We start from the raw sequence: 11,721 nt of genomic DNA on the forward strand, positions 1-11,721 counted from the left end.
CCCGGAAAAACAAACTCTATTTTCCCGGGCAACCCGAATCGATACTGGACATAGCCAGTGGATTCAGTCAATCTTCTTGATGTGCATATCGAAATGATCTTCTTTGGTTTTCTCAATACACAACTGAACGCCACAGTCTCGTTGGGCTCGCAGAGTGTCGGCGTTGCCGCATACAATGTTGAGACCAACATGAACAAGGAAAGCGCCAATATAAATAATTTGTTTTTCATTACAATACGAGACTATTGAGTGTGTTAATTGGATTTGATGCGTATTGACAGTCTCTTACGCGCCTTCGGAACACCTTTATAGCGATTGAGAACCCCAGAATTCAGCAAGCAGAAAAAGTGCCTCTTCCGCCATCGCCAGTAGTTTTGTAGAATTTTAATCTGAGCATTTCGGGTCAATCAGCTTTTCGGTGTTGTCACCATCCTTGTTCAAATAGCTCAGTTTCAGCTTTCCATCGGCTTCGAACGTTCCCTTGATCGTGGAAAAATCACTGCGGACTGGGTGTAAAAGCCGAACTTGGGATCACTGTACCTGGCCTGCCAGTAATACTTGGCACCATTTTTATTGAAGATAGGCGCTATCTCTATGCCCTTACCATCGTCCGTCGGCTTTAGTACGCAGGCCCGCCTGGCGTCCACCGCCAGTACATCGTGCAAGGGCTTCGACACCCCGTTCTCCTTCCTGTAAAAGAAGCTCACATTGCACGGGCTGCCACAGGACAAGGTCACCTCGACCAGGCTGAGCGAGCGCCATTTCGCGCTGACCGTGCTTGTTGGCACATCCTTGAAAAAACCGGCCTTGCTGCCGTCGGAATCAATCCATGCGGAGCATCCGCCATCATTGCAACTGTAAATGATGCTTTCCGCCTTATCGGAGGAGCTGAGCTTTACGATCTCCGCAAAACACGGCATGGATACGGCGCACAGTGCAATCGTAAGAGTTTTTTCATGGCTTACGGTCCTTCATTCCCTTCTACGTGTGCCTGCAGAAGAACTTTTTTATCTTTCTTGATAATTTCAATTTCCAGACTGACATTCTTGCTAATCGAGTGAGAGATAGTCCATCCGTTGATCTTATAGGAGCCACCGGATTCATCCATCTTAGAGCCCCTACCATTTTTCTCCTCAATTTTCTTAAAGATATTTGGGTACAACTCCTCTGGGGCTAAAAGGGAAAAATATTCGATTGTCTTGGTTTTTTTTGGATATTAACACCAACAGTAATGCTCTTCTCATTCAGCTGGCATTCGTAAATTTCGCTATAGTTGCCTCTAAGTTTACCTCCATCAGCACTCCCAAGCTTGCAGTTTTTTTCCAGAAACAAGACCAGAGGCTTGCTGCTTTTACCCACGAGCCCCCTAGGGTTTGAAAGGTAAGAAAAGAGGCTACCGTTATCAATTGCAGCCATAGTTGCATCCAAGCTGACTATTGCTGCACTTATCAGAATCAATTTAGCCATTTTCTTAATCATCAACCATATCCCATGTAGCTATTCTGTTTACTAAGTCATCACATTTTTTAGAAGCAGGTGTTTGATAATGGTTTTTGCAACAGAAATGAGGCTGTGATTGGATGTTGACCAGCACTTTCTCCTAACCAATGCACAGAATGACCTAGTGACCCCAGCCGGCATTGCCGAAGACATGGAAGGTGCAGCCAGTAGCAGAAGGGCGCCATTGAGAACCGGGAGTTCACCCGGGAAAAACCAAGAGAGAAGCATGCCCCAGGTGATCATGCTAGATAAGATAACTAGATACTCTTTATTTGCAACCCAATGCCGATATTATTTTCCTGATCTCATCCTTAGTTTTAGATTTTGCCTGAACTATTTTTCTTGATATCTCCTCATTATTCTCACATTCCTTAAATTCATTACCCACCACCCTGACCGTAAAGTAGTTATTTATCACACTTCCTTTTGTCTCCTCCTCCAAATACCGAAATACGGCATAATTTACCGTTTGATTCACCACTATAATCGGAGGGTAAATTTTATTACAATTAGAGTAATCATCCTCATCGCCCGAATCAAATTTTATGATATCTACCCTGCTTTTGAAATCTGACGAAAACAATGTACAAGATGGCGTCCTCCTCCCCTTCTGAATATACTGAATGAAACTTGGCGCCTGCACCCCTTTTTTTATTTCAATTGACTGAATTTCTTTTGTAATTTCCGAGATTTCGGTGTCGCCAAGCAGAATTGGCTGAGAAAATGAAATCAGTGGAAATACCGCAGCCGCCAATATTAATTTCAGCTTATACATTGCTAACTCCTATATTGAGGGGTTCATTGTATGAATTTTTTTGCAATTTCTTGCATTTTCTCTGGGGTTAGTCCAAAGGCTTTCTTTTTTAACGGCTTCTTTTCGGACAGCTCAAGAAACCGTTTGTAGCCTTCCTTGGCCTTATTAACATCCTTTTTTACGCCCTCCCTCTTGCTATTTGGGTCATGCCAATACCCCCATGCAAAAGCACTCCTGGCATTGCTGTAGGCCTTGCTATCCTTAAGTAAATATTCTTCTATTGAAAATGAATTTTCCGCTTCTTTAGGCATGCTCTCCCTTAGCACCTTTAAATTCTTACAAGCCCCCAAATTTAAAGCCCTGCAAGCATTTATTAGCAAAGAGTGCCTATGGCTAAAACCGTTAAATCCACCATTAATTGCAATTGAAATAGCAATCAGATCATTAGGATCAGCCAATGTATTGAGATCATACTCTTTCCCATACCTCCAGAACCAGCCAGCGGAATCTGTAGCCAAGTATTTTTCTTCTAATTTAATTTTGTTTTCCCCAAGCAGATCTTGTCCTATATAGGCCCATAATTTTCATAATTTATCTTCCATGTTATTTGCATAAGCCCCCTACCCTTGTAGCCATCGTACACATCAGATTCCTTCACCCCCTTCTTTAAAACTTCGGCAGCAAATCGCAAGCAACCGGATTCGTGGCCAACTTGAGCCAAAAAATGCGCCCTCCTAATACATGTATTCAGATCGTATATTTTGAAGGTAGCATTTATATATGGCAAAAACTCTTTTAATACTTTTTCTTTTTGACTTGGATACGCCTCCACTAGCTCATCAAGAGAAATCCCTCTATCGCACGAACAGTCTAATTTCACTAGCTCTTTATGTTCATGATCAGAATTTGGATGTGATTTTCCTAGAGTTTTTTTATTCATCATCAAAAAATTTTTCCGATGGCGGTTGCAAATCAATCTCGTGGGCATTCTTTATTATTCGCTTCTTGATAGAAAAATCTTTTTCTTCTGGCGAGTAAATCCTTTGCGTCAACCCATTTAAATCAGTTACACCTTGATATAACAAACCACATTTCGTTTCCATGGAGTAAGAAAAATTAGGAATAGGCGTCCCTGATTCGTCGTGAACTTCAAATTGTACACTGTGATTATGTGATTCTTTAAACCATGGCATTGCCACACCTAATGAATCAGCCCCATCCAGCTTATGGCTCTCCCCTTTCACACTCACCGTCCCCGGGCAATGCACCTCGATGTTACCCCCTGACATGCCGATGTAGGCGCCACCGCCGACGTTGAGCAGGATTTCTTGAGCCGCTGCAATGTGAATCTTGTCCTTACACGAGGTCACGGTCACATCCTTGTCCGCCGTCAGCTCCATGGCGTCGCTCTGCGCCTGGACCTGCACCTTGCCCTTGGCCGCGATCAGCTTGAGCGCAATCCGGTCCTTCACCCCGGCGACGAACAGGCTGATGTGCTGCCCCACGTTGTGCAGCCAGCGCCGGCCCGAGGTCTGTTGGGTATCGCGCTGGGCGATTTGGTCGAGATTGGTGCCGGCGGCCAGGGTGAGGCTGTTGTCGGTCGTTGCGGCGAGGCCGGCCGGGGCGCTGAGGATCATCAGTGGCTGCTGGCCGGCTTGAGCCAATCCCTCACCTGTTGGAGCGATGTTGGATTCTTTATGACTGAGCGAGGTAGCGGAGCGTCGCGAAGGAATAGTGTTAGTTCCGGCTTCCCACGCCTTCAGCGCCGCGGCGTGGTGCTGCAGGTGGCCGTCGGCTTTCTTCGCTCCCTTGCCGTTGTCCGGCTGAATCGTCTCCGGCCCGATTTCAACGGTATCGGCCAGCTGCGCGGTAGCGGTCTCGCCCAGCGATTGGCTCAGGCTCAGCGCGGCGTCGAGCTGGTTCTGGGCGCCGTCGCGCGCCAGCTGTTTGCCAGAGGCTGAGGACTGCGCTTCGGTGCTGAGCAGCAGGCCGTGGCCGGCGCGGATCGCGCCGTGGCGGTCGGTGCGCAGTTCGAAGCCGTCCCCACGCGGCGTGGCCTTGCCGTCGGCACGCGGGTGGACGAGGTAGCCCTGGTTGAGCTGGGTGGCGCCGTGTTCGGACGACAGTTTGGCGCGCACTTCGCCGGGGGTGTCGTCGAACAAGAGTTCGTTGTACTGGCCGCCGTGGTGCTCTTTCGACTTGATGCCGGACAGGGTCTTGTTGGCCGGCAGGTTGCCGGCGCCGCTGAAGGCGGGCGGCGGGTGGCTGCCGTTGTACAGCACGCCGGTGATGACCGGGCGGTCGATGTCGCCTTCGAGGAAGTCGACCAGCACTTCCTGGCCGATACGCGGGATGAACTGGTGGCCCCAGCCGGCGCCGGCCGCGGGCATGGCGACGCGCAGCCAGCAGCTGGAGGTGTCGTCGAGGTTGGCGCCGATCGTCGGGTGTTCGTCGGGACGCTGCCAGTGGAACTGCACCTTGATGCGGCCGTGGGCGTCGGTGTGGATCTCTTCCCCCGCAGGCCCGACCACGGTGGCGGTCTGGGCGCCGCGCGCAGTGGGCTTGGCCAACGCGGTGCCGGCGTAGGCCGGGGTGAGCGGCAGGCCGCGGCGCTGGGCGCTGAAGGTGGTGTGGTACGGAACGTCGCTTGCCGACGTGTCGGCCCCCGCGCCGGCGGTCGAGGTTGGCCGAAGGCTGGGCGGCAGCGCCCGTGCCAGGTCGGTCGGCAGGTTGTTGCGGGCGGTGAAGGTCTGGCGCGTGACGACGAATTCGCGCTGTTCGGGAGCGTCCCCCTCGTGCGCCGGGTGGTCGTCGAGGCGGAACCACTGCCCGGCGGCGAGCCCGCGCACCGAGCCGCCACCGTCGAAGCGCTTGGCCTGCGCGTCGTGCGCCTGCTGGCGCAGCCGGGCGTAGTGGGCGAGCTGGTCGGCATCGCCGGCGTAGTAGGGGCCGGGGACGTCGTAGTCCTGCAGGCTGCTTTGCAACCGCGTCCCATCGGAGCCCTGCTCGACGGCGCTGCTATCACCGCTGTGGACGGTGGCGACCGGCTGGTAGTCGAAGCTGGCCAGCGCCACGCCGCCACTGACGATCTGGCGCGTGCCGTCCCAGCGGGTGAGGCCATCTTCGTCCTCGGTGGCATCGCTGCGGTGGAAGCGCACCCGCCCCACCCCGGCGGCCGGCGGCGAATACGGGTCGTCGAAGGCGACGAGCTGGACCTGCGGGAGAGCCCCTCGCGACGCGGCGCGACCTTGCTCGCTCGCTCCCTCTCCATGCTCGAAGCGCCAGGCCAGCCCTTCCTCGTGCAGCAGGCGCACGAGGAAGTCGTAGTCGCTCTCGCGGTATTGCAGGCAGTAACTGCGGGAGGGCAGCTCGCCCACGAGCACGAAGTCGAGACGCTGCACCGCCGCGAACACCGGGTTGGCGGCGGCGTGTTCGGCGAACACCTGGCGCACGATGTCGGGCACCGAGAGGTCCTGGAACACCCGGCTGGTACGGCGCAGGCGCAGCAGCGCGAACGGCGGTTCGACGGTGAGGGCGTACTGGGCAAAGCCGCCGTCGGCCCCCAGGCTGTCGACAGCGCTGACCACACCGCCGCGCACCTGCTCGGTCCCGTCCGCCCCGGCGAGACCGAGCCGCACCGGGACGCCGAGCAGGCTCTTGAGTTCGAGCCCGGCGTCGGGCGACAGGCACTCGATGCGGTAGCGGTAGCGGTCGGAGACGGCCTCGTCGCCGTGCACGGCGAGCGGCAGCAGCGTCTCGCCCCAGCGCTGGCCGTCGCCCAGTTGCAGGGTGAGGAGGCGCTGCTCCTGGCTGAAGGCGGCGGCGAAGCTGGCAAGGAGTGAGTGAATGGTCATGAGTATCGGGTGGATGGCCGGGGTCGCCTGATGGCAAGAATGGCAATTTTGAATACGGCATTTTCCGCAATATTTATGCTATTGGCAATTCCATACAGCAAGCTTGCGCAGATAGAGAAAGCGGGAACTATCCAACTCCATCTATCGGCTGGCTATGCTTTGGAGGCCATTTGTCCGCACTGGATAGCCTGACCGGAGGCATCCGACGAGCACCCGTCACCATGACGGCACCCGAAAAATTGATGACAATGTTTTTTAGCGAAAGCTAGCTTGGTGCTAACGGCACCAAACCGTCCGCCTCTTCCTCCCCCGCCATCAGCTCAGCGGTTTCTTCCTGAATGACCAGCAGAGAAACGGCGGGACGACACCACACACCGGCCCCGCTTTCGGGTTCAAGCCATCACAAAACCCAACAATGGCGCGGCTTGCCGGGCGGGTAATACGCCAAATCGACGGAGCCATGAAAAAAGCCCCCGAAGGGGCTTCAAGAGAGAGAATGTTTACTACCGGGAACGAAGCTTACAGCCAGCCCGCCACGCGTTTGCCGTTGGCGCCAACCCATTTCTCGGCCGCTGCCGCCGGCTTGGCGCCGTTCTCGACCTCCAGCATCACCGCGCCGATTTCCTCCGGCTTCCAGGAGAATTTCTTCAGGAAGCTCACCACTTGCGGTGCCTTGGCGTTCAGGCCGGGGTTGATCACGGTGTCGACGTGTTCTTCCTCGCCGTACACCTTCTTCGGATCCTCCAGGAAGCGCAGCTTCCACTTGGCGAACATCCAGTGCGGAATCCAACCGGTCACCGCGATCGGCTTCTTGGCGTTGATCGAGCGCGCCAGTTCGGACGCCATGCCCGGACCGGAGCTCGGCATCAGCTTGTAGTCGAGGTTGTAGTCCTTGATCGCCAGTTCGGTCTTCTTCATCACGCCGGCGCCTGCGTCGATACCGACGATGCGGCCCTGGAAGGCGTCCTTGTACTTGTTGAGGTCGGCCAGGCTCTTGGCCGGCACGTACTCGGGCACGATCAGGCCGATCTTGGCACCGGGGTAGTTGGGTCCCAGATCGGTGACCTTGTCCTTGAGCTGCTGGTAGTAGTCACCATGCGTCACCGGCAGCCAGGCCGACAGCGTGGCGTCGAGATCGCCGCGCGCCACCCCCTGCCACATGATGCCGGCGGCAACCGGCACCAGCTCCACCGGGTAGCCCAGCTTGGTCTTGATGATGGCAGCGGCGACCTGCGTGGTGGCCACGCTGTCGGCCCAGCCTTCGACGTAGCCGATCTTGATCAGCGGTTTGTCGGCCGCCCAACTGGCGCTGGAACAGACCAGGCCGATGGCGGCCAGCAGCTTGACACTGTTGCGAACTTGCTTCATGCCAACTCCTCTACATGGATAAAAGATGGGAATAGTCCCGTTCTGCTGCTTTACGTGCTACTGCGGGTGGTCCCGCTTATCGTTTGATTTATTGGATGTCTTCCGGCTTCACCACCAGCCAGTTCTTGTCGGCGGTCACCGTCTGGCCCAGCGAAGCTTGGCGCTTGGCCGATTCTTCCCACCACGACTGCATGGCCGGCATGTACTTGGCCTTGCGATTGACCCATACCCGCACCCCGCCCTTCTCGACGTCGGTACTGTTGAGCAGCATGTAGCCGTCGGAGATCGGGGTGTCGCCGCCCACCAACACCGGCTTCTTCCACTGGTCGATCCAGCCGACGATGGAGCCCAGCTTGCCTTCATACCAAGTCATCGGGTTCATCAGGTAGGGGGTCAGTTCCAGGTCGAGGTTGCGCGCCGGGTCGTACTTGCCCTTCTTGATCTGCAGCCGCGAGCTGGTCAGCTCGCCGCTCGTCCGATCCTTGAGCAGCATGTTGACGCCGATGACGTTCTGCGGCTTGACGTTGTAGCCGTACTTGGGGTCGCTGACGACCATGCGTGCCAGCTCCTCGCCGGCGGCGGACATGACGTAGACCTCGATGCCGTTTTCCTGCAGGCGGTTGTAGAGCTCCTGCATACCAGTGTAGAGATGCGGGCGGTTAACCGTCCCCTCCACGACTTTGTCGCCGCTGTAGTACTTGATCGGGATCGGCTTGTCGTAGGCCATCAGCTCGTCGACGTAGCCCTTGAGCTGTTTCAGCGTGAAGCCGGAGAACACCTGTGCCACCCACGGATAGCACACTAGGTCGTCCACCTCGCACAGCCGGTAGTAATAGCTGTTCAGGCTCTCCTTGAACCCCGGCGTGTCCTTGAACGGCAGCAATTTGAGCGAGGGATCGAGTTTGTCGCGCGTCAGCACGCCCTTCATCTCGAGGAACGGCAGCAAGGCCTCTTCCAGGTCGTAGCGGTAACTGGTGTTGTCCATGTCGAACACCGCGTAGGCGCCCTTGTGGGCGTTGGCGGCGATCATGGTGTTCAGCTTCTGGGCGACGTCGCCCGGCCAGTGCTTGAGCTCGGTGGCCTGGGCTCCGGCCGTGGCCAGCAGCAACGACAACGACAATGCAACGCGTTTCAAACGACTCATCCGCTCACTCCTGTGGGTTGGACCGACACTGATGAAACAAAAAAACCCGGCATGCCTCGCACGCCGGGTAACTCACGACTCACTCTCCCCTTACCTTCGTGAGCACGCGCACGTCGTGCTCACCCAGCAACTTGTGCTGCCTGGCCTCGTCCCAACCGGTCTCCGACATGTACATGGGCATACCTGACTATGTGGGCTGGGCCGTCGCCGCGCATGGCGATCGCAGGCCTCGTCGAACTTTCCTTGCACACCATGGTGCCGAACCCTGTTCCAGCCCAGCGGCATTGTGACGACCTGTTCTTGTTAGTGAACGACATGGTGAAGATGGTCCGGCACGCAGCGCCGCAGTATCTATACTGACTCCGCCTGCTGCGATGTCAGCGCGCAGCAGGCATCCGCCCGCAGCCGCTTCGGCGGCGCCAGCCCGACGTACACAAGGAGGAAGATCATGGCAATCCGCATTGGCGATGAAGCGCCCGATTTCACTGCCGATACCACCGAAGGCACCATCCACTTTCACGAATGGATCGGCGACAGTTGGGCCATCCTGTTCTCGCACCCGAAAGACTTCACCCCGGTCTGCACCACCGAGCTGGGCTATATGGCCAAGCTCAAACCGGAATTCGACAAACGCCACACCAAGATCATCGGCCTCTCGATCGACCCGGTCAGCGACCACAAGGCCTGGGTCGGCGACATCGCCGAGACCCAGGGCCACGCCGTCAACTACCCCATGATCGGCGACGCCGACCTGAACGTGGCCAAGCTCTACGACATGATCCATCCCAACGCCAGCCCCGGGCCGCGCACCGCCGTCGACAACGCCACGGTGCGCTCGGTGTTCCTGATCGGCCCGGACAAGAAGGTGAAGGCGATGCTGGTCTACCCGATGAGCGCCGGGCGCAACTTCGACGAAGTGCTGCGCCTGCTCGACGCGCTGCAGCTCAACGCCAAGCACACCGTCGCCACGCCGGTGAACTGGCGCCCAGGCGACGACGTGATCATCCCGACCTCAGTATCGGATGAGGAGGCGCAGAAGAAATACCCAGAGGGCTACAAGACGCTGAAACCCTACCTGCGCATGGTGGCGCAGCCGAAGTAGACCTTGATGCTCCGCGCGCCAGGGTCGCCGCAGGCAGCCCTGGCATATCCCTCTTCCGTTGTCGGGCAGCGGCTGGCCGCTGCTCGGCGCGATGTGTCGGCATGGGGAGTTGACGTGCCGGTGGCCGTGCTACAGCCGTGGGTGGCGGCCGCTATCGGCGGGGAACGGAACCGGCCTTCCGCGTCATCACGAAAAGAAACTTAACAAAATGAAGGAATTCATTAACAGTTTCGAATAACCCCTTGGCTACCATCAAGGTCCCTTTGAAAACCCGTCAGGGAAAAGGAGCCTTAATGAAATACCATCCGATTCGTTCCCACCTCGTTGGTGCCCTGCTTCTCGCAGTGAGCAGTTCCGCCGCTCTGGCACTGGATATCAATGCCGCCAGCTCTGTTGAGCTGGTGCAAGCCGGCTTCAGTAAGACGCAGGCCGAAAGAATCGTGGCTTACCACAAGGCGCATGGCGATTTCCGGTCGTCGTCCGATTTACTCAAGGTCAAGGGTGTCACCAAGGCGACACTTCAGAAAGTGAACGACAAGCTCAATAGCGACGCCAGTGCGGCGGTTCGTGCCGAAGGCGCGGCCACGGCAGCGGGTCAAGCCCCCGCGGGCAAGACCGGCGCCGCGGGGGCCGGTAGCGCCTCTGCTGATCAGCGTCCGATGGAAACCTCCAGTGGCGCCAATGCCGGCGCTGGAGTTGGAGCTGGGGCCGGTGTCGGCGTAGGGGTTGGTGTCGGTGTTGGAGCCGGCAGCAGCGGCGGAGCCGCAGGCGTCAAAACCCAGGGTGGCGTTGGCATCGGTATCGGCCAGTAACCCCATCCCCGGCTCTGGGGCGCACTGAGATCAGTGCCTCGCCCTTGACCCGGATACAGCTCGGTCAGGCCCTTGGGCATGGCCGGGCTTTTTAACGCCAGCGCGGAGCCTGTTGCTGGCTGGTTCTTCCGCCCGCATTGGCCCCGACATTTCACGACCAGCCGCAGCAAAAACGGCGTGGGAGCGACATCCGTCGCCACCCACGCCGTTCTTCTTGCGTGATCGGAACCGGGGTCAGGCGCCCCACACCTCGCCGAACACGCGCAGCCAGTTCTCGCCCAGCACCTTCTGAATCTTGCGCTCGCCCCAGCCGGCCTTCTCCATCGCCACGGTCAGGTTCGGCGTCTCGCCGATGGTGCGGATGCCTTCCGGATTCAAAATGGTCCCGAAGTTGGTCAGGCGGCGGTAACGGCCCTTGTCGTGGGTGATCCAGTCGAAGAAGCCCTTGTCGTAGCCCTGGGTGAAGTCGGTGCCGAAGCCGACGCAGTCCTCGCCCACCAGGTTGATGATGTAATCCATCGCCTCGACGTAGTCGTCCACCGTGGCTTCGATGCCGCGCTTGAGGAACGGCGGGAACATGGTGACGCCGATGAAGCCGCCGTGGTCGGCGATGAACTTGAGCTCCTCGTCGCTCTTGTTGCGCGGGTGCTCCTTCAGGCCGGACGGCAGGCAGTGCGAGTAGGTCACCGGCTTCTTCGACTCCAGGATCGCCTCTTTCGAGGTCTGGCTGCCAACGTGCGACAGGTCCACCATGATGCCAACGCGGTTCATCTCGGCGATGACCTCGCGGCCGAAGCCTGACAGGCCGCCGTCGCGCTCGTAGCAGCCGGTGCCGATCAGGTTCTGCGTGTTGTAGCACAGCTGCACCACGCGCACGCCCATGTCGGCGAACGCCTCGATGTAGCCGATGTTGTCCTCGAAGGCGTGGGCGTTCTGGAAGCCCAGGATGATGCCGGTCTTGCCGTCGCGCTTGGCCTGGCGGATGTCCTCGGTGGTGCGTACCAGCGACAGGATGTCGCTGTAGTCGCGAATCTTCTGCTTCATCTCGGCGATGTTGTCGACGGTATCGGTGAAGCCCTCCCACACCGACACGGTACAGTTGGCGGCGGTGAGCCCCCCTTGCGCATGTCGTCGAACACCGAGCGTTCCCACTTGGCGATGATCAGGCCGTCGATGACGATGCTGTC

The 11,721-nt window shown here is 57.6% G+C and carries 11 protein-coding genes; 2 read left to right on the top strand and 9 right to left on the bottom strand.

Annotation, left to right across the window (positions count from 1 at the left end; translation table 11 throughout):
• Nucleotides 1-452: 452 nt before the first annotated feature.
• The 8 genes from ABKF58_RS18985 to ABKF58_RS19020 all read right to left on the bottom strand — a co-directional run bounded on the left by ABKF58_RS18985 (nt 453) and on the right by ABKF58_RS19020 (nt 8,620).
• Nucleotides 453-920, bottom strand: a complete 468-nt coding sequence (locus ABKF58_RS18985) for a hypothetical protein (RefSeq protein WP_482582748.1) — start codon at nt 918-920, stop codon at nt 453-455.
• 253 nt (nt 921-1,173) lie between these two features.
• Nucleotides 1,174-1,479 carry a hypothetical protein gene (locus ABKF58_RS18990; RefSeq protein WP_482582750.1) on the bottom strand — a complete coding sequence of 102 codons (306 nt, stop codon included), beginning with the start codon at nt 1,477-1,479 and terminating at the stop codon, nt 1,174-1,176.
• 289 nt (nt 1,480-1,768) lie between these two features.
• Nucleotides 1,769-2,275 carry a hypothetical protein gene (locus ABKF58_RS18995; protein ID WP_482582752.1) on the bottom strand — a complete coding sequence of 169 codons (507 nt, stop codon included), beginning with the start codon at nt 2,273-2,275 and terminating at the stop codon, nt 1,769-1,771.
• 23 nt (nt 2,276-2,298) lie between these two features.
• Nucleotides 2,299-2,772 carry a hypothetical protein gene (locus tag ABKF58_RS19000; RefSeq protein ID WP_482582754.1) on the bottom strand — a complete coding sequence of 158 codons (474 nt, stop codon included), beginning with the start codon at nt 2,770-2,772 and terminating at the stop codon, nt 2,299-2,301.
• A gap of 47 nt (nt 2,773-2,819) precedes the next feature.
• Nucleotides 2,820-3,197 carry a hypothetical protein gene (locus tag ABKF58_RS19005; protein ID WP_482582756.1) on the bottom strand — a complete coding sequence of 126 codons (378 nt, stop codon included), beginning with the start codon at nt 3,195-3,197 and terminating at the stop codon, nt 2,820-2,822.
• The gene (locus ABKF58_RS19010) at nt 3,187-6,108 is read right to left on the bottom strand and encodes a type VI secretion system Vgr family protein (protein ID WP_482582758.1); all 2,922 of its coding nucleotides are present in this window, start codon (nt 6,106-6,108) and stop codon (nt 3,187-3,189) included. The genes ABKF58_RS19005 and ABKF58_RS19010 overlap by 11 nt, the downstream gene beginning before the upstream one ends.
• A gap of 519 nt (nt 6,109-6,627) precedes the next feature.
• On the bottom strand, nt 6,628-7,476 hold the full coding sequence (locus tag ABKF58_RS19015) for a glycine betaine ABC transporter substrate-binding protein (RefSeq protein ID WP_008955484.1): 849 nt from the start codon (nt 7,474-7,476) through the stop codon (nt 6,628-6,630).
• An 88-nt stretch (nt 7,477-7,564) separates the two neighbouring features.
• On the bottom strand, nt 7,565-8,620 hold the full coding sequence (locus tag ABKF58_RS19020; protein WP_482582760.1) for an HAD family hydrolase: 1,056 nt from the start codon (nt 8,618-8,620) through the stop codon (nt 7,565-7,567).
• A gap of 448 nt (nt 8,621-9,068) precedes the next feature.
• On the opposite strand from ABKF58_RS19020, the gene ABKF58_RS19025 reads away from it, so the two are divergent.
• A complete protein-coding gene (locus ABKF58_RS19025; protein ID WP_014086604.1) occupies nt 9,069-9,722 on the top strand; it encodes a peroxiredoxin in 654 nt (217 codons plus the stop codon).
• A gap of 293 nt (nt 9,723-10,015) precedes the next feature.
• Nucleotides 10,016-10,534 carry a ComEA family DNA-binding protein gene (locus ABKF58_RS19030; RefSeq protein WP_008955488.1) on the top strand — a complete coding sequence of 173 codons (519 nt, stop codon included), beginning with the start codon at nt 10,016-10,018 and terminating at the stop codon, nt 10,532-10,534.
• Nucleotides 10,535-10,768: 234 nt separating this feature from the next.
• Here ABKF58_RS19030 and ABKF58_RS19035 read toward each other — a convergent pair whose 3' ends face one another.
• Nucleotides 10,769-11,686, bottom strand: a complete 918-nt coding sequence (locus ABKF58_RS19035; protein WP_482582763.1) for a dipeptidase — start codon at nt 11,684-11,686, stop codon at nt 10,769-10,771.
• Nucleotides 11,687-11,721 lie beyond the last annotated feature (35 nt).

Source organism: Pseudogulbenkiania sp. AW2-16 (assembly GCF_056824575.1).